At 70.7% G+C, this 18,874-nt stretch carries 11 protein-coding genes and 2 pseudogenes; 5 read left to right on the forward strand and 8 right to left on the reverse strand.

Going from position 1 to position 18,874, the window contains the following annotated elements:
* Window positions 1-12 precede the first annotated feature (12 nt).
* Window positions 13-1,596, forward strand: a complete 1,584-nt coding sequence (locus tag AB0G16_RS14070) for a S1 family peptidase (RefSeq protein WP_362803876.1) — start codon at window positions 13-15, stop codon at window positions 1,594-1,596.
* A 174-nt stretch (window positions 1,597-1,770) separates the two neighbouring features.
* Here AB0G16_RS14070 and AB0G16_RS14075 read toward each other — a convergent pair whose 3' ends face one another.
* The 6 genes from AB0G16_RS14075 to AB0G16_RS14100 form a co-directional block, all read right to left on the reverse strand.
* Window positions 1,771-3,687 carry a dynamin family protein gene (locus AB0G16_RS14075; RefSeq protein ID WP_362803879.1) on the reverse strand — a complete coding sequence of 639 codons (1,917 nt, stop codon included), beginning with the start codon at window positions 3,685-3,687 and terminating at the stop codon, window positions 1,771-1,773.
* Window positions 3,684-5,561, reverse strand: coding sequence for a dynamin family protein (locus AB0G16_RS14080; protein WP_362803882.1), 1,878 nt, complete (start codon window positions 5,559-5,561; stop codon window positions 3,684-3,686). Before AB0G16_RS14080 ends, AB0G16_RS14075 begins: the two co-directional genes overlap by 4 nt.
* 135 nt (window positions 5,562-5,696) lie before the next feature.
* Window positions 5,697-6,617 (reverse strand): nucleotide exchange factor GrpE, encoded by a 921-nt coding sequence (gene grpE / locus AB0G16_RS14085; RefSeq protein ID WP_362803884.1) that lies wholly within the window; start codon window positions 6,615-6,617, stop codon window positions 5,697-5,699.
* 88 nt (window positions 6,618-6,705) lie between these two features.
* The gene (locus tag AB0G16_RS14090) at window positions 6,706-6,996 is read right to left on the reverse strand and encodes a hypothetical protein (RefSeq protein WP_362803887.1); all 291 of its coding nucleotides are present in this window, start codon (window positions 6,994-6,996) and stop codon (window positions 6,706-6,708) included.
* Between the two features lie 165 nt (window positions 6,997-7,161).
* The gene (locus AB0G16_RS14095; RefSeq protein WP_362803890.1) at window positions 7,162-8,922 is read right to left on the reverse strand and encodes a glycoside hydrolase family 15 protein; all 1,761 of its coding nucleotides are present in this window, start codon (window positions 8,920-8,922) and stop codon (window positions 7,162-7,164) included.
* A gap of 108 nt (window positions 8,923-9,030) precedes the next feature.
* Entirely contained in the window at window positions 9,031-10,524 is a 1,494-nt protein-coding gene (locus tag AB0G16_RS14100) for an oligopeptide:H+ symporter (RefSeq protein WP_362803892.1), read from the reverse strand.
* Between the two features lie 178 nt (window positions 10,525-10,702).
* On the opposite strand from AB0G16_RS14100, the gene AB0G16_RS14105 reads away from it, so the two are divergent.
* Together AB0G16_RS14105 and AB0G16_RS14110 are read left to right on the forward strand one after the other, a co-directional pair.
* Window positions 10,703-12,538 (forward strand): long-chain fatty acid--CoA ligase, encoded by a 1,836-nt coding sequence (locus tag AB0G16_RS14105; RefSeq protein ID WP_362803895.1) that lies wholly within the window; start codon window positions 10,703-10,705, stop codon window positions 12,536-12,538.
* A 367-nt stretch (window positions 12,539-12,905) separates the two neighbouring features.
* Window positions 12,906-13,342: pseudogene (locus AB0G16_RS14110) on the forward strand (IS5 family transposase); the annotation flags it as partial.
* 248 nt (window positions 13,343-13,590) lie between these two features.
* Here AB0G16_RS14110 and AB0G16_RS14115 read toward each other — a convergent pair.
* On the reverse strand, window positions 13,591-16,287 hold the full coding sequence (locus AB0G16_RS14115; RefSeq protein ID WP_362803898.1) for a tetratricopeptide repeat protein: 2,697 nt from the start codon (window positions 16,285-16,287) through the stop codon (window positions 13,591-13,593).
* Between the two features lie 445 nt (window positions 16,288-16,732).
* Between AB0G16_RS14115 and AB0G16_RS14120 the strand changes: the two genes are divergently transcribed.
* Together AB0G16_RS14120 and AB0G16_RS14125 are read left to right on the forward strand one after the other, a co-directional pair.
* Complete coding sequence (locus tag AB0G16_RS14120) at window positions 16,733-17,056, forward strand: trypco2 family protein (RefSeq protein ID WP_362803901.1); 324 nt, start codon at window positions 16,733-16,735, stop codon at window positions 17,054-17,056.
* 62 nt (window positions 17,057-17,118) lie between these two features.
* On the forward strand, window positions 17,119-17,580 hold the full coding sequence (locus AB0G16_RS14125; protein WP_362803904.1) for a hypothetical protein: 462 nt from the start codon (window positions 17,119-17,121) through the stop codon (window positions 17,578-17,580).
* A 195-nt stretch (window positions 17,581-17,775) separates the two neighbouring features.
* Here the strand turns inward: AB0G16_RS14125 and AB0G16_RS14130 are convergent.
* Window positions 17,776-18,874: pseudogene (locus tag AB0G16_RS14130) on the reverse strand (hypothetical protein); the annotation flags it as partial.

Consider the following 18,874-nt stretch of genomic DNA (forward strand, 5'->3'; position numbering starts at 1 on the left):
GGGGGAGAGTCCATGGTCCGCAGACACGTCCTTGTCGCGGGATGCGTTCCGGTGATCACCACGCTCGCCCTCGCGGCCGTTCCGGCCCGCGCCGGCCTTCGCGGCGCCGTCCCGCTCCCGATGACGCTCGCGGCCCCGCTCGCCCCGGCGGCCCTGCCGGCGCCGGCCGCCCCGGCGGTGTTGACGGCGCCGGCCGTCCCGGCCGCCAAGCCTCCGCCGGGCATGCTGGAGGCCATCCAGCAGGATCTCAACATGAGCAGGACGGAGGCCGAGACCCGGCTGCTCAACGAGGGGCGGCTGCTCCCGGTCGCGGCCCGGCTGAAGGAGAGGCTCGGCGCCCGTTTCGGGGGCGCCTGGCTGCGGACCAAGACCGCGCACACCCTGGTGGTGGCCACCACCAGCGCGGCCGACATCGCCCAGATCATCGCCGAGGGCGCCCAGGCCGAGGTGGTCCCGCGTTCGCTGGCCCAGCTGCTGACGATCAAGAAGAAGATCGACGCCGTCCTGCCCCCGCTGCCGCTGGTCTCCAGCGTGCGTTACGTCGACGTCAAGCGCAACAAGGTGATCGTGCTGGCCCAGGAGCCCCAGCAGGTCGCGGTCTTCGTGAGGAAGGCGGGCGTGATCCCGGGGGCGGTGACCGTGCAGCCCTCGGTCGAGATCCCCCTGCCCCTGACCGCCCCGTCGTACGACCTGGTGGGCGGCGCCGCCTACTACGTCGGTCCGGTCAACCGCTGCTCGGTCGGCTTCTCGGTGCTCAAGGGCGTCCAGGAGGGTTTCGTCAGCGCGGGCCACTGCGGCAGGAAGGGGGACGTCACCACCGGCTTCAACCGCATCCCCCAGGGCGTCTTCCAGGCGTCGACGTTCCCCGGCGGGGACCACGCGTGGATCATCGTCAACAAGTCCTGGAAGACCGTCCCCGCGGTGGACAGCGGAGCGGAGTCCACCGTGCCCGTCTCCGGCGCCCGGCAGGCCGTCGAGGGCGCCTCGGTCTGCCAGTCCGGGTCCACCACCGACTGGCAGTGCGGCCGCATCCAGCAGCTCAACGCCAGCGTCACCTACTCCCAGGGCGTCGTCGGCGACCTGACCCGCACCAGCATCTGCGCCGAGCCCGGCGACTCGGGAGGTCCGATCATCTCCATCGACCAGGCCCAGGGGATCACCTCCGGTGGTTCGGGGGACTGCGCCTCGGGCGGCACCACCTACTTCCAGCCGATCGGGGAGATCCTCACCGCCTACGGCCTGACCCTGAAGACCGTCAGGGACGCGCCGTCGGCGGGCGCCGGCACCGACTGCGGAAGCTACCCGCGGCAGCTCACCGGCACCCTGGTCAAGGGGCAGGACGACTACCGGCCGGAGACCCCGTACCGTTCGGCCGTCGCCGGTCTGCACCTCGGGTGCGTGAACGGCCCCGAGGGCGCCGACTTCGACCTCTACCTGGAGAAGTGGACGGGCCTGAAGTGGCTGGCCGTCGTCCCCGGCGACACCGTGGCGCCCGACGAGACGGTCAGCCACTACGGCACCCCCGGCGCCTACCGCTACCGGATCACCGCCACCGCGGGCTCCGGCCCCTACACCCTGGGGTTCAAGACGCCCTGAGCGCCTCGCCCCGCTGGAGCCAGACGGTGAGCGAGCCGTGCGGCGCGTCCGCCGGAGGTCACAGGTGCGGGCTCTCGCCGTCGTGCTCGATCTCGTATCCCGGCGCCGCCGACCAGAACGCCGCCTTCCTCCTGCTGTCCCGTACGCCGAGTGTCCACTGCGCGAACCGGCTCGTCATGCCGAGGGACCTCCGGTGCCCAGGGCGGCCACCGCCGAGGCCAGTTCGGCGCGCAGTTCCCGTCCTCGGGTGGTCAGGGTGCCGATCGCGGCGATGCGTTCCTGGCCCGACTTCCTGGCCTTGAGGCGCTCGGCGGCCGAGCGCGCGGAGGCGGACTTCAGCTCGGCCTTCCTGGTCTCCAGTTCCTTGCGCCGCCGGGCCAGGCTCTCGTCGGCGGTCTGCTCGACGCCCACCCGCCAGGTCGCCACCATCCGTTCCAGGTCGAGCGTCATCTCCCGCGAGACCACCGAGAACTGGTCGCGCAGCGCCACCCTGATCGCGGCCTGGCTGCGCTGCACCTTCTCCATCGAGCGGCGTCCCGCGAAGATGGCCGCGCCGATGACCGGGGCGACCAGGACGAAGCCCACCGGGCCGAGCAGGGCCGTGGCGAAACCGCCCAGCGAGAGCCCGATCGAGGCCGACGGCAGCACGTCCCGGATCAGGTCCACGCCGCCCGCGTCGTCGGCCGCCATGTCGCCCCTCACCTGGACCTGCGACAGGCCGGGCATCGCCCGGCCCCCTCCGGCCAGGTCGACCGGGTCCATGCCGAGGTCGCGGGCGAAGGCGTCCAGGGTGGTCCTGGCCAGCTTCTCCACGTCGTAGACGATCTGCGACCAGGCAGCCTCCAGGGAACGCTGGACGCTCTCGGGCAGCTCCGCCATGTACTGGTCGATCTGGGCCTGCTTCTTCAGCGTGGCGATCGTGTTCTCGTACGGCTGGCGGATCTCGGCCACCCGCGCCGCCACGATGCCCGCAACCTCGCGCCCGAGGAAGGTGTTGGCCACCACGCCCGCCCTGCGGCGGCCGGCCAGCTCGGCCAGCTCGGCCAGCCCGGCGTCCACCGCGGCGAGGCGCTCGGTGACGTCGCCCTCGTCGTCGGAGCCCGCGGCCACGTCGTCCCTGGCGCCGGCCGCCAGCGAGCCCAGCACCGACAGGGCGGCGGCGACCACGGTGGCGCCGCGCGCCGAGTCCCTGCCCTCGGCGAACCCGCGCAGGTGGCGTTCGAGCACGTCCATGCCGCTGCGCGCCCGCAACGAGTCCGCCCGCTCGGCGCGCCCCTCACGCCGCTTGGCCTCGGCGGCCTCGGCGAGCTTCGCGCTCACCGGGATCCACGGCGCCTCCAGCAGCGGGGCCAGCGTCGCCGCCCTGGCGGGGGAGGCCGCGATCTCCTCGGTGACGAACGTCCTCAGCCGCGCCCTGTTCTCCTCCATCAGGCTCCGCCAGTTGGCCGAGTCCTCCACCTTGGTCAGCACGAACGCGATCGCCTGGACCCGCTCGGCGGCCTCGGCGAGGAACTCCAGCTCGTGCCGGAGCACCGGCTGGTCCTGGGCGCTGAGCGTGAACAGCAGCGCGTCGGCCCGCTGGAGCATGGCCACGGTCACCTGCCGGTGGCCCACCGTCAGGCTGTCCACGCCCGGGGTGTCGAGCAGCCGCAGGCCGTCGAGGAGCGGGGAGTCCAGCGTGATGTCGACGCTGACGACGTCGCGGCGCTTGCCCGCGTCGCCGCGCAGCGAGGCGTAGTCGGGGATCGACTCGACGGTGATGGGCGTCTGGACCGGGCCCGCGCCGGTGGCGCGGTGCACGACCGCGGCCAGGCGGGGGCCGCGCCGCAGCGACAGGAAGCAGTTGGTGGCGACGTCGGCGTCGACCGGCAGCAGGTCGGGGTGGCCGACCAGGGTGTTGAGCAGGCGGCTCTTGCCGCGCTTCTGCGCCCCGGCGACCACGATGTCGGTGCACTCGTCCTTCCAGCGGCCCGCGCAGGCGGCGAGCACCTCCGCCAGGTCCGGCCTGCCGCACTGCCCGGCCAGCGCGTGCACCTCGTTGGCGTAGCGCAGCAGCCGGGCCACCGGGCCGTTCGGATCGGGGGTCGTCATCGGACACCTCCAGCGTGGGGACCCGGGACCTCGGTCCCGTAACGCGTCCAGACGGTCTCGTACGCCTCGCAGAGCGTCTCGGCCGCGCGCCGCTGCCGCAGCGAGAGCGGCCGGTGGGTGAGGACCCGGAACCGGGCGCCCAGGGCGGCGGCGCGGCCCGCCACCTCGGCGGGCGGGGCGCCGGGCGGTGCCCCGAGCTGGGTGGCCAGCTCGGTCCCGGTGACCAGCAGCTCCAGTGCCCGCCGGTCGTCGGCCGGCACCAGGGGGGAGGCCCGCAGCGCCTCGATCGCGGCGGGGGACACCCGCAGCACCGGCAGGGGCTCGCCACCACCGCCACCGCCACCGCCGGCGCCACCGTCGGCGGCGGCCTCTTTCGCGTCCAGCGCCGCCGAGACGAGATCCTCCAGGACGGTCAGCACGTCCCTGGCCCGGTGCCCGCCGGTGCGGCCCTCGCTCATCATGGCGAGCGTGCGCCAGCGCGTCGACGCCGCCGTGGCCGCGGCGGCGATCTCGTCGGGGGACGCCTGCGCGGGCAGGCCGAGCTGCCCGGCCGGCTCGTCGTGGCGGGCCAGGCGGAGCAGTTCGCCGGTCATCTCCTCGTTCAGTACCAGCGTCCCCCGGCCGAGCGCCTCGGCGGCGGTGAAGATCCGCAGGCCGCCCAGGGCGGTGGCGATCGGGCGGTTCTCGTCGAGCTGGGCCGCCAGCGCGTCCAGGGTGACGCGGTCGGACCCCAGCGCGGGCGTCCGGGCGATCGCGCGCAGCCGGGTCAGCGCGTCGAGCGCCTTGAGCTGGTCGGCGCGGCGGGCGAAGTGTGCCAGGCCCGCCGCCACGGAACCGGTGGCGGCCCGTCCGGCCGAGGCGTAGCCCGAACGTTCCAGCAGCAGCGTGGTGAGCGCCCCGGGGTCGGCGGCCCCGCTCTCGCGCACCGCCCGGACCGCGACGGTGAGGCCGTAGCGGTGCAGCCGCTCGACCAGCCGGTGGCGCACCTGCGCCGGTACGGGCAGCTCGGGCGCCGTGCGGAAGTCCTCCAGGTCCAGCAGGTAGTCCTCCAGGTCGTCCTCGTCCATCGCGGCCAGCGCCTCCAGCGCGGCCGTCTCCTCGGCGTCCAGCGGGCGGGCCCGCGCGGTCTCGGCCAGCAGGCCGATCACCGGGACCACGTCGAAGACCGAGGTGCGCAGGTCCCGGTAGCCCTGGGCGGCCAGCCGCCTGGCGGTCGGCCAGGGGTCGTCCTCGTCGCCGCGCCGGTCGACCTGGCCGAGCACGGCGAGGGTGTTGACGCAGCTCATGCCGGAGGCGTCGGTCAGCGGGCGGAACTCCGACAGGGTGGTGTCGTCGAACCTCTGCACGTAGCGGAGCACGTAGATCATCGCCTGGGCGCGGTCGTCCTCGTCGCCGGAGCCGAACAGCATGCTCCTGGCGGCCCGCTCGTTGGACGCCGTCACCGTGTTCATGCCGGGGGTGTCGACGATGGTGATCGTGCGCAGCGACGGCACGTCCAGCGCGACCCGCAGCCGCCGGATCCGGGACGCCTCCACGCCGAGATCGGAGGGGAGGCGGTGGCCGGGCAGCAGCCGGGAGTGGGCCACGCCGCCGTCGGCGAGCTCGATCGTGATGCGGCCGTCGTCCTCGCCGTACTCGTACTGGGTGACCACGAACGTGCACTCACCGGCGTCCACCGGCGCGACGGGCAGCCCGAGCAGCGCGTTCACCAGGGTGGACTTGCCGCTGCTCACCGCGCCCGCCACCGCCACCCGCAGCGGCGCGTCCAGCCCGGCGCGCACCTGCGCCACCCGCTCGCGCAGGTGCGCGCCGGCCAGCCGGGCGGCGGTGGTGTCGCACAGGCGGCGCAGCAACTCCGCGGGCCCGGCACTCATGGTCCCTCCATCATCGCTCTGATCCGGGATCGTCACGGTCCACCGTGGGGGCCGGCGGGCGGCGGGCGGCCGACGCGCTCCGGGGGACGCCCGCGAGGAGCCGGCCGATCCACGGGCCCGCCGGGGCGGGGGGGCTCACCGCTCCGCCCCGGCGCCCGCCGACCCGTCGCGGTGGACGTCACCGTGGAGGTCGTGGTGGACGTCGTGGCGGACGTCACGGTAGACGGTGACCCGCGGGACGCGAACCACGCGCTCGCCGTCGGCGTACCCCTGCCTGACGGTCTCGGCGACCAGGTCGTGCAGGTCGGGCCGGGGGGCGGGCTCGGTGCCCGACGCCTCGTGCAGGCGCGGGTCGAACCGCTGCCCGTCCGCGACGATCTCCCGTACACCGGCCCGGTTCAGCCCGTCCAGCAGCGTCCCGGCCAGCCGGGGGTGCCGCTCGGCGAGCTGGTCGCGGTAGCCGATGCAGGCCGTCACCAGGGCCTCGCGGCCCGGGTGCCCCTCGGCGAGGAGCCGTTCCACCTGCTGCGCCAGCGCCGGGCTGATCCCGCTCCCGGCCACCTCGGCCAGCGCGACCGTCAAAGGGTCGGCGGCCGCATCGGTGCCCGGGGAGGCGGCCGCATCGGTGACCGCATCGGTGATCGGGGCGACGGTCGGAGCGGTGGTCCTGTCGTCCGGCGGCCCCGGCGGCCCCGGCGGCCCCGGCGGTTCCGCCGGCGTCTCTGGGAACGGCGGCGTCGGCCGTGCCCCGGAGGGCGCCGGCGTGGGCAGTGCCCCGGGGAGCGGAGGCCCCGGCGGTGTCTCGGGGAACGGTCCCGGGACCGGCCCGGGGAACGGTCCCGCTCCCGGGACCGGCGCGGAGAACGGTGCCCCGGTCGCCCCGGGGAACGGCCGCGGGGCCGGCGCGGCACGGTTCCGGTGCCACAGGTACAGGCCCGCGGCCACGGCGGCCAGCACGGCCACCGCCCCCGCGAGCAGCGACGGCAGCGGAAGGACCCCCATCGGCGTCTCCACCGTCCCGAGCCCCGAGCCGGGGAACACCCCTCGGTCCCTCATCGGTCGCCTTCCTGGTCGGCGACCCGTGTGACCCGGGTCCGGGTCCCCCCCTCGGTACGGTCACACGGGTTCATGCCGGTTCGTGTGATCAGACGGTCGGGAAGGGGCCGGCGGTCTCGGTGTAGTCGGAGACGCCGTCGCCGTTCAGGTCGACGCGCGTCTCGTCGATGTAGCCGTCGCCGTCGTGGTCGAGGTAGACGACGTCGGTGGCACCGTCGCCGTCGGTGTCGTAGCGCTCCTCGTCCGCGACACCGTCCCCGTCGGCGTCGATCAGCTGGGCGTCGGTACCACCGTCGCCGTCGTAGTCGATCAGCTGGGCGTCGGTGCCGCCGTCGCCGTCGTAGTCGACGAAGTCCGTGGTCACGCCGAAATCACTCATGGTCCGTCCCTTTCCGGTGGTGTTACAGGGGGTGAGAGTCCCGATCACACGGGATTGTTGCGGACTTGAGCCAACTTTCCAGATGAATTTTGGGAAATCGGCTCATCCGATACCTGTGTCCCCGCAGGGAAGAGGACGAATAATCTCAAAGCGGTTGAAACCGCCTCAGGTGAGCGCGCGAGCGGTGTGGATCAGGGGCACGTGGCTGAACGCCTGGGGGAAGTTGCCCACCAGCCTCTTGTAGCGGGGGTCGTACTCCTCGGCGAGCAGGCCGACGTCGTTGCGCAGCGCGAGCAGGCGCTCGAACAGCTCGACGGCCTCGTCCTTGCGGCCGATCATCGCCAGCGCCTCGGCCAGCCAGAAGCTGCACGCCAGGAACGCGCCCTCGCCGCCCGGCAGGCCGTCCACGTCGTTGTCGGGGGAGACCGGGTAGCGCAGCACGAAGCCGTCGACCATCAGCTCGCGCTGGATGGCCTCCACCGTCCCGGTCACCCGGGGGTCCTCGGGGGGCAGGAAGCCGACGATCGGGATCAGCAGCAGCGCCGCGTCCAGCTCCTGCGATCCGTACGACTGGGTGAAGGTGCCGCGCACCGGGTCGAAGCCCTTGTCGCAGATCTCGGCGTGAATCCGGTCGCGCAGCTCCTTCCAGTGCTTCAGCGGCCCCGGCTTGCCGAACGCCTCCACCTGCCGGACGGCCCGGTCCAGGGCGACCCAGCACATGACCTTGGAGTGCACGAAGTGCCGGCGCGGGCCGCGCACCTCCCACAGCCCCTCGTCCGCGTCCCCCCAGTGCTGCTCGACGTAGGAGATCAGCTCGAACTGCAGGGTCCACGCCCGCTGGTCGGCCTCCAGCCCCGAGACGCGCGACAGGTGCAGGGAGTTCATCACCTCGCCGTAGACGTCGAGCTGGAGCTGGTCCACGGCGCCGTTGCCGATCCTGACCGGCCGGGAGTTCTCGTAGCCCGGCAGCCAGTCGAGCTCCAGCTCCGTCAGCCGCCGCTCCCCGGCGACGCCGTACATGATCTGCAGGTCCTGGGCGCGGCCCGCGATGGCCCGCAGCAGCCAGGAGCGCCAGGCGCGGGCCTCGTCGAGGTATCCGGCGCCGATGAGCGCGTCCAGGGTCATGGTGGCGTCGCGCAGCCAGCAGTAGCGGTAGTCCCAGTTGCGGACGCCGCCGATGTCCTCGGGCAGCGAGGTGGTGGGGGCGGCGACGATGCCGCCGGTGGGGGCGTACGTGAGCGCCTTGAGCGTGATGAGCGAGCGGACCACGGCGTCGCGCCACGGCCCCTGGTAGGTGCACTTCTCGACCCACTCGGCCCACAGCGCCTCGGTCTCGGCGAGCTGCTCGTGCGGGTCGATCTCGACGGGCCGGGGCTCGTGCGAGGGGTGCCAGGTGAAGACGAACGCCATGCTGTCCCCCTCCGACACCGTGAACCGGGCGTGGTGGGCGTAGTCGCCGCCCTCCAGCGGGACGGGGGAGTGCAGCCAGACCGAGTCGGGGCCGCCGACGGCCTGCAGGAGGTCCTCGTCACGCCGCACCCACGGCACGATCCGGCCGTAGTCGAAGCGGATGCGGATCTCGGTGGCCATCTCCACCGTCCCGGACACGCCCTCGACGATCCGTACCAGGTCGGGGTTGGTGTGCCGGGTGGGCATGAAGTCGACCACCCGCACGGTGCCGGTCGGGGTGTCCCACTCGCTCTCCAGGACGAGGGTCTCGCCCCGGTAGCGCCGCCGGGTGGCGCGCGGGCGCTCGGCGTGCGCGGGCCCGATCCACCACTGCCCGTGCTTCTTGTCGCCGAGCAGCGCCCCGAAGCACGAGGGCGAGTCGAACCGCGGCAGGCAGAGCCAGTCGATGGAGCCGTTCCGCCCGACCAGGGCGGCCGACTGCATGTCGCCGATGAGCGCGTAGTCCTCGATCCACATGCCTTGACGCTAACGCCTCGGCCACGGTGCGCGCTCCCGCCCGCGTTCCTTCGGCGTCCCTTCCGGGACCGTTCCGGGACCGTTCCGGGCGGGGACGCCGGCGCCCCCTCAGGGGACGGCCCGCTGCGCCGGGTGCTCGCGCATCATCGCGTGGAGCCGGCCGGCGAACGCCAGCAGCACCAGCGACGCCACGATGGCGATGCCCGCCAGCGTGAGGAAGTACGCGGGCTCGGACATGTACCGTCTCAGCCGCCAGGTCTGCCCGCCCACCGCGTCGCCCACCGAGAAGGAGATGAACCACAGCCCCAGCATCTGGCTCTTGAACGCCTCGGGGGCGAGCTTGGTGGTGACCGAGAGCCCGACCGGGCTCAGCGCCAGCTCCCCGAAGACCTGGACGAAGTAGACCAGCACCAGCCACCACACCGAGATCCTGCCGCCCAGGGCGAGCTGGGCGGCCAGTGCCATGAGCACGAAGCTCACCCCGTTGAGGAACAGGCCCGCGGCGAACTTCTGCGGGGCGCTCACCCGGTTGCCCAGCCTGACCCACAGGGCCGCGAAGACCGGCACCAGGATCATGATGAAGAACGGGTTGAACGCCTGGGTGGTGGCCGGGGTGATCTGAAGGCCGAACAGCGACAGGTCCGTCCTGTTCCGGGCGAAGAACAGCAGCACGGTCGGCGCCAGGTCGTAGATCATCCAGAAGATCGCGGAGGCGATGAAGAGCCAGACGTAGGCCTTCACCCGCGAGCGCTCGTCGTCGCTCAGGTTGTGGCTGCCGAGCAGGACGTAGCCGAAGTAGAGCACCGGCACGGCCACGATGAACAGCGTCATCACCAGCGCGAAGGCGTCCAGCGTGAACGTGCCCGACGCCGTCCAGGCGGCCAGCGCCCCCGCGACCGCCACGACGGAGACGACGACGGCCAGCAGGAAGTGCCCGCGCTCGGCCCGGGTCATCCGGTGACCCGGCCGCTCGCCCACCCCCTTCAGGTGGCGCCCGCCCAGCACGTACTGGGTCAGGCCGAGCGCCATGCCGACCGCCGCCGCGCCGAAGCCCAGGTGCCAGCGGTCGCCCGAGGCCAGCCAGCCCACGACGAGGGGGGCGACGAAGGCGCCGATGTTGATGCTGAGGTAGAAGATCGAGAAGCCCGCGTCCCTGCGCCCGTCCTCGTCCGGCGGGTAGAGCCTGCCGACCATCGTGGAGACGTTCGGCTTGAGCAGGCCGGTCCCGACGATGATCAGCAGCAGCCCGAGCACCACGAAGACGCCACCCCGCACCGGGACGGCCATGCTGATGTGGCCGAACATGATCACGAAGCCGCCCCAGAGCACCGCCCTGCGCGCCCCGAGCACCCGGTCGGCGATCCACCCGCCGGGCAGGGCGACCAGGTAGATGAGGGCGCCGTAGATGCCGATGATCGCCTGCGCGGTCTGCTCGCTCAGGCCCAGTCCGCCGGTCGCCGGGGAGGCGGCCATGAAGGTGGCGAGGATGGCCCGCAGGCCGTACCAGCTGAAACGCTCCCACAGCTCGGTGCCGAAGAGCGTGGCCAGGCCGCGCGGATGCCCGAAGAAGGTCCTCTCGCGAGTCGCTCCCTGCGATGACATGCGCCCCCCCGGTGCCGCCGTGTGATCGGATGGCCACTCTACGTACGGGACCCGGCGACACGCGGACGCGGTTGTGCAACGTGGCGTTTCTTCTCCCTTTCAGGGGCTTGTCCGGAGGGAACGGCGTGTGGTGCGATGCATGCCACTTGCGCAAGCAAACACTTTCTGGAGGAGCGCCATGGCCGGTGTCCTTGAAGAGCGGGCGGAGATCGAGCGGGAGATCGCGGGCCGTACGGTCTGCGATCAGCTGAAGGAGGCCGCCGAGGGCAATCCCGACGCCCCCGCCTACTCCGACCCGGTCGAGGGGGGCTGGTCGACGCTCACCTACACGCAGGCGCGGCAGCGGGTCCTGGAGATCGCCGCCGGGTTCGCCGCCCTCGGGCTGGAGCCCGGCGAGGCCGTCGCGCTCATGATGGTCAACCGCAGCGAGCACGTGCTGGCCGACCTGGGCGCGGTGCACGCCGGCGCCGTCTCCTGCTCGGTCTACTCGACGTTCGCCCCCGAGCAGGTGGCCTTCGTCGCCTCCGACGTGCGGGCGAGGATCGCGGTGCTCGGCGGCCCGGCCGAACTGTCCAGGTGGGAGCCGGTCCTCGACGAACTCCCCGAGCTGCGCACGATCATCGTGCTGGACGGTGCCCCGGCCGGAGACCGGTTCATGAACTGGGACGACTTCCTGGCCCTGGGCCGCGAGCGGCTCGCCGCCGACCCGGCGGCCGTCGACGCCCGCTGGCAGGCGGTGAACGCCGACGACGTCCTCACCGTGCTCTACACCTCCGGCACCACCGGCAACCCCAAGGGCGTGCCGCTGACGCACTCCAACGTGTTCTTCGGGGTCGTGGCCACCAACCGGATGGCCGACCTGCCCGTCAGGGGCCCCCAGATCTCCTACCTGACCTACGCGCACATCGCCGAGCGGGTGCTCAGCCTCTACCTGCCGCTGTTCAAGTTCTCGCACACCCACTTCTGCACCGACCTCGCCCAGCTCGGCGCGACCCTCGGCCAGGTCAAGCCGGTGCTGTTCTTCGGCGTCCCCCGGGTGTGGGAGAAGATGATGGCCCGCCTGCAGGCGCTGCTGGCCTCCCAGTCCGAGGAGCAGCAGGAGGGCGTGCGCGCGGCCATGGCCGCGGGGCTCGCCTACGTCGAGGCCAACCAGTACGGGCGCACCCCCTCGCCCGAGGTGACGGCCGCCTACGAGCAGGCCGACGCCTCCCTGCTGTCGATCATCCGGTCGATGATCGGTTTCGAGAACGCCGGCTGGCTCGCCACCGCGGCCGCCCCCATGCCGCTGGAGGTCCAGCGCTTCTTCGCCGGGCTCGGCCTGCGGATCCTGGACGTGTACGGGATGACCGAGACGACCGGCGCGTTCACCGCCAACGCCCCCGAGCGCTTCAAGCTCGGCACGGTGGGGCAGGCGGGGCCGGGCGTCGAGGTCCGCATCGCCGAGGACGGCGAGATCCTCACCCGCAGCCCGGCCAACACCCGTGGCTACCTGGGACGCCCCGAGGCCACCGCCGAGCTGATCGACGCGGACGGCTGGCTGCACACCGGCGACGTGGGCTCCATCGACGAGGACGGTTTCGTCAGCATCGTCGACCGCAAGAAGGAGCTCATCATCACCGCCGGGGGCGAGAACATCTCCCCGGCCAACATCGAGAACTACCTCAAGGAGCACCCCCTCATCGGCCAGGCCCTGGCCTACGGCGACGGCAGGCCGTACCCGGTGGCGATCCTCACCCTCGACGGCGAGGTGGCCCCCGGCTGGGCCCAGGCGCACGGGATCGCCTTCGAGACCCTGGGCGACCTGGCCGAGCACCCCGACGTCCTCAAGGCCGTCGAGGGCGCGATCGCGGTGGCCAACGAGAAGCTGGCCCGCGTCCAGCAGGTCAAGCGCTGGCGGCTGCTGCCGGTGGAGTGGACGGCCGAGACCGCGGAGCTCACCCCGAGCCTGAAGCTCAAGCGCCGCATCATCCACGCCAAGTACGCCGAGATCATCGACGAGATGTACCGCGACTGACCACGCCGCCGCCCCCGCGGGACGACCCGTTCCCCGGGGGCGGCTCCGGCGCCGGTGCCCGCCGAAGAAGGAGCTGAACACCTCGGCGGGAAGTTCGGCTCGCCGGTGTCGGCCGTGTGGCCGGACGGGTTGCGAGAGCGCACGGTGCCGTAGGAGTAGCCGGTGACGAGCACCGGGTGACCGCCTCGGCCGGCACGGTCATCTCGATCGGGCGCCGGTGACCCCGGCGAAGGTCGCGCGATGCGGCCGCGTCGGCAGATGCGGCAGGAGCGCGGCCTGCCGGCTCTCGTGCGGCTCGTCCAGCGGCAGCCGGGCCGCTAGGACGTGTCGTCAAAGTGGTTGGGGATCGTGCAGCATGTAAGACGTGGTGCGACGCTATGGGCTGACGGACGCCGAGTGGCAGGCGCTGGAGCCGTTGCTGCCGACCTCGCGGATGGGACGGCCCCGGGCCGATGACCGGCGGATCCTCAACGGCATCGTGTGGAAGTTCCGGGCCGGGGTGGCCTGGCGGGATGTGCCCGAGCGTTATGGGCCGTGGGCATCGCTGCACACCCGCTTTCGCCGCTGGGCCGCCGACGGGACCTTCACCGCGATGCTGCAGGCGGCTCAGGCCCGGGCCGATGCCGCCGGTGACATCGACTGGCCGGTCGCGGTGGACTCCACCATCGTGCGCGCCCATCAGCATGCCGCCGGGGCGCGAAAAGGGGGCACACGACGGCGGCGCTCGGACGCTCCCGGGGCGGCCTGACCTCCAAGATTCACCTGGCCTTAGTGGACCGAGATCGTCGGCGGCTGTCGGTTACCGCCGAGATCCAGGCCGGTTTCGCAGGGAAGCCAGCGCATCCCCGAGGTCGTAGAAGATCCTTACGCCGTTACGTACTTCTGCTCTCAGCGGCGCCGTCCGCGCCGCAGCCCGTACAGCGCCAGTGACAGTCCCATCACCGCGATGGCGGTATCGAGCGGCGGCCACATGGGCGAGGTTGTGCCGGGTGGTCAGCGTGTCAGGTGCTTGGGTTCATGCACCCGCTCCTCCAGCGAGAGCAGCTGGGCAATCAGCTTCTGCGCCACCACTGCATCCACCGCGCTTTCTTGGTCCAGTAGGCAAGAAGGCCCCGGGTGATCAGGGTGTCGGGGTGCTCGGTCCCCTGCATCTGCTCACGTATCGGCAGTAATTGGGCGAACATCTCTCGAGCCGCCACCGCATCCCCCGCCCGCCCCGTCCAGGAAGCGAGGTTGTGCCGGGTGGCCAGGGTGTCGGGGTGTTCGGCCCCCAGCACCCGCTCCTCCAAGGGAAGCAACTGAGCGAACATCTCCCGCGCCGCCACCGCATCCCCCGCCCGCCCCGTCCAGTAGGCGAGATCGTGCCGGGTGGCCAGGGTGTCGGGGTGTTCGGCCCCCAGCACCCGCTCCTCCAAGGGAAGCAACTGAGCGAACATCTCCCGCGCCGCCACCGCATCCCCTGCCCGCCCCGTCCACAAGGCGAGGTTGTGCCGGGTGGCCAGTGTGCTGGGGTGTTCGGCCCCCAGCACCCGCTCCTCCAAGGGAAGCAATTGGGCATTCATCTCCCGCGCCGCCACCGCATCCCCTGCCCGCCCCGTCCAAGAGGCGAGGTTGTGCCGGGTGGCCAGTGTGCTGGGGTGTTCGGCCCCCAGCACCCGCTCCTCCAAGGGAAGCAATTGGGCATTCATCTCCCGCGCCGCCACCGCATCCCCTGCCCGCCCCGTCCACAAGGCGAGGTTGTGGCGGGTAGCCAGGGTGTTAGGGTGCTCGACTCCCTGTACCCGCTCACGTAGCGGGAGCAGCTGAGCGAACATCTCCCGCGCCGCCACCGCATCCCCCGCCCGCCCCGTCCACAAGGCGAGGGTGTACCGGTTGATCAGGGTATTGGGGTGCTCGGCCCCCAGCACCCGCTCCTCCACTGGGAGCAGTTGGGCGAGCATCTCCCGCGCCGCCACCGCATCGCCCGCCTGTCCCGTCCAGTGGGCGAGGTCATGCCGGGTGATCAAGGTGTCGGGGTGCTCGGCCCCCAGCACCCGCTCCTTCAAGGGAAGCAACTGAGCGAACATCTCCCGCGCCGCCACCGCATCTCCTGCCCGCCCCGTCCAGTAGGCGAGGGTGTGCTGGGCGGTCAGGGTGTCGGGGTGCTCGGAGCCGAACTGATCACTTACGGCGGTCAGGCGCCGGTGTTGCAGGGTGCGACCGGTACGCCAGTCGCCAGCGGCGTGCAGGTAGTCGATGACTTTGCCCATGGCTGGCGAAGCAGGATCTAAAACGGTGCGGGCATGTGGCAGCAGTTCGGCATACACCGCCCGGTTCGCCAGCGCTTCGGCGTCCTTCGGTAAGGTCGCTTGCAGCAGGGTGGCTGCTGTGCGCCGGGCACTTTCGTGCTCGTTAGTGGATAGGGCGGCCAGGGTGGCGGCTTGGACCAGGCGGTGTGCGCTGACCGCGTTGCCGTCGGCAGAGCGGTTGATCACGCTGTAGGAGGCCAGTACCCGCAGCGCCTCGGCCACCTCTGCCTCACCGACGTCGTGCATGCCGTACAGCACCTGGCACGGCAAGTATTCGGGGGCGTAGCAGGCCAGCAGATGCAGGATGTCGATGGCCAGCGGGTTGGTCTGGGTGATGTGGTCGGTGGTAATCGCCAGGGAATGGCCCACCACCTCCTCCAGCAAGCCCGGACGGACAGTGCCCGGCGTGGTGTGCAGCAGGTGCAGGTAGCGGGCCAGGTCCATGCCGGGCACGGTGGCGATGTAGGCACCGGCGTGGCGCAGCGCCAGCGGCAGCCCATCCAGCTCGGCGGCGAGCTCTTCGGCCAGGCGCTGATCCCAGATGGAGGCCTCGCCGATCAGCTCGCGCAACAGCGCCACCGCCGCGGCGTGCTCCAGCACGCCCAAACACACCACGGCGCCCACGTCGCTCCAGTCGCTGCTGCGGCGGCTGGTGATCAGCACATGGCCGGTCTGTAACCGGCCTAAGTACGACTGCAGATGCGCGGGGTCGTCGGCGTTGTCGAACACCAGCAGCCACCTTCGGTGGGCACTGAGCCAGGCCAGCGCCCACGCCTCGGCCTCAGCCGCCGACGCCTGGGCGGCGGCCGCCGAGGCCACCCCGGCGCACAACGTTCGACACAAAGCGGCCAGACCTGCCTGGACGGCGTCGACGCCGTCGGCGTCGATCCACCAGATCAGGTCGTAATCATGACAGCGGACGGTGGCATGGTGCAGGGCCAATTCGGTCTTACCGATGCCGCCTAGCCCGACCACAGCCTGAGCAATTACCCCCGGCCCCTGATCCAGCACTTGGGCCAGCGTTCGCAGATGGTCCTCACGGCCCACGAACACGGCCGAGGCCCGCCGCGGCAAACCGGCCAAGCCGTTGGCTGACACTTGGGCTACCGGCGGCAGTAGCGGACCGGCCAGGGCTGACCCGGTAGATGTGGTGGTCAGGGTGAGTGACGGGTTTACGTCGTGGAAGATCCCGCTGGGCGGGTTGACGAGGTCTTCGTCGGTGCGCGCTGGTATACCAGCCTTCACGAATGGTGCCGCGTTCGCGGAGGAGAAAAAACGAAGTTGTAACAGGAGGGCTGTTCCGGTGATGAGCAGGCCGATTAAGCCAATGAACATGCTGATCACGCTGGCGCGGCTGTCCAGCACTTCCAACACCTCATTTGGCAGGTTCAGCGGATCGGTGAAGAACCCGACCAGTCCAACGCCCAGCAGCCCCAGCGACAGAACCGCTATGACGGTCACAACACGGCGCAGACGAGAGCGACCAGAGATTGGCGGCGTGGTTGCAGAGCTTGGCAACGAGGGAGAAGACGACACGCTTCCCAGCTTGGTGCCAGCTGGCGACGAGTGGGGCAAGGTCGCCTACCTGTTACCGATTTCCGACAAAATTAGACGCTACATTCACTCCCATCCAGGACTTCAATAATCAGGCATTTCGGGCAAATGCAAAATTATTTGATAATTCGTGCAAATAGGTATATATGGTCGTCCGTAAACTCGAAATGGTTGTTGCTGGGTGAGATGGCGTGGCCTGGTAGCGATTCGACGACCTTGCCGGGCAAACCGATGCGGGGGGTGAACCGTCTGTTTTACGGTGGGTGATCGTGGTTGCGGGTGCATGCTGCGGCCGGGGTCGGGCGGTGAACAGAAGCGAGGTAGGGCGGGTGGAGATCGCGAGCTGGCTCGGGTGGTGGAAGGGCTGCGCAATGAGCTGCTGGAGGCCGTGGTGCGTGGTGCGGACAGCGACATCACGTTCACGGTGGGGGCGATCGAGTTGGAGTTCGCCGTGGAGTTGAAGGCCGATGCGAAGGTCAAAGGCGGTTTCAAAGCCTGGGTGGTCACCGGTGATGTCGAGGCGGGCCTGGCGCGGGGCCGTACTCACAAGGTGAAGGTCACTCTCACTCCCAAGAGCCCTGATGGCGGTGACGTGCTGATCAAGGGTGAGCCGGGTTCCGGCGGCAGGCCGGGTGAGGTGTCTGGGCGGTTGGGCCGCGGAGCCGTGCGCCCGTAGTCCGCTCGAAAGAGCGCCGTCCGATCAGGGCATGTTGAGAAGGTCGGGCAAGAAGGGGCGGGATGCAGGTACAGCCGGAACGGGTGGTCGCCGTCACCACCGCCGACGAGCTTGGGTCGGGGTATGTGATCGGGCCGCGCCTGGTGCTGATCGAGGACTCGCGCTGGTCGGCGCCAGCGGGGCGGCCGCCGGGGTGGGGACGCACCGCCACCTACCGGCCTGAGCAGCCGTGTCAGGCCTGGGACCTGCCCCGCGCCGTGCAGCGCCCAGCGCAGTCGGCGGAGATCCATCACGCCTCCAGCACGCTCAACCCCGGCAGCGGCTCCGTCCATGCTAATTATGTGGGACCTCCGACCTTGCTGAGCACAACGTTGTGCTGGCCAAAAAAGGTGGCCGAGCATACCAAGCACGATGCGACCGAGAGTCGGGTCGCCGACCTATACGTCAAGGCCGCCGAGCAACTCGGACACGACCAGGCCGTCATCCGCATGGTCGGCCTGTACGTGTTGGAACATCTGGCTTAAGACAACCTTGGCCAACGCCAGAAGCGCAACGCTGGACCGGTCTTTCCGGGGGGTGCCACGGAGGGCACCGTCGAAGATTTGGTCGCGCGGGACCCGTGGCGGTGTCGGCCTGCTCACTACACGATATGATGATCGGAAGTAGCAGGTCCACTGATCATCTTGGATGCGTTGGCTGCAGTCGAAGCAGGACAAGAATCATCGGTTGATGATCAGCCATTCCTGAAGTTCCCGGTGACGGAATTGATAGCTGGCGCCAGCTACCCGTAGCAGGCCCGCCACGCATGCCCACTGGCAAAACGCGGCGAATCGCCACGGTAATCGGCCGTGCATCGCCGCGAGTGCCACACCGAACATATACCGCACTCCTCCACCATGTGAGCTTCCAAACCCGCCCACGAGCCCAAACACGAGCCCGGCCGCGATCCCGACAGCGAACGCGCCTGCGAGCCCGCTAGTGAGTCCTGCAAGTCCTCCTGCGAGCCCACCTGCGAGCCCGACTGTGAGTCCGACAGCGAACCCGACAGCGAGATCGCTATGGACGGCTCGGTGGGGAGAAGTCACCTCAGCTCTCGGCTCCCACGAACGACGTTCGTACCCGAGCCCAGCCGCGAGGCCGATCGCGAGCCCGCCTACGGGCCCAACTACAAGTCCGACTACAAGCCCGATCGCGAGACCGCCCACGAGCCCGACCACGAGCCCAATCGCGAGACCGAATGTGATGGAGGTCATGCGGTTACGGATGGGGATTTTCTCGGGTGGGGAAATATTCGGTGTGGGCCATTTAGTCCATGCGTAAGACGGCAGCGCATAGAGCTCGTACCCGCACAGGAGCACGATCAAAGCCAGTCCAGTGGCGGGTGCCCATTGCCGGTCACTGAGCAACCATACCCAGTGGCGGATGTTGTCTGCCCAGGTGTTCGGCGGCACTAGCAACATGAACAAGATGATGAGCAGGGTAGTTGCGGCGAAGGTATGGAGCAGGCGGGGCAGTAGGTGTCCGCCGATCGGCCACAGCAGGTGCGGTGCGAGGTTGACACCTGACATGCCCGAGGGAGCGTCGGGGCTCCTGCCTTCCTTCTCCTGCCAATGCAGGTGATGCGCCAGCTGGGCTAGCCATTTCTCGACTTGCCGGGCGTTGTAGGGGCGCTGGGTGAAGCGGGAGCCGGTGGTGGGGGTCAGAGCGGTGGCGGCGGTGATGAAGTTTTCTAGCAGGTCGTGTCGCAGTCGCTCTACCGTCTGGGTCGCGTCCTCGGAGCGGTGTAAAAGGCTCGACGAGGTAGGTGCCGCGGGCTGA

The organism is Streptosporangium sp. NPDC023615, assembly GCF_040640155.1.
Classification (GTDB): domain Bacteria; phylum Actinomycetota; class Actinomycetes; order Streptosporangiales; family Streptosporangiaceae; genus Streptosporangium.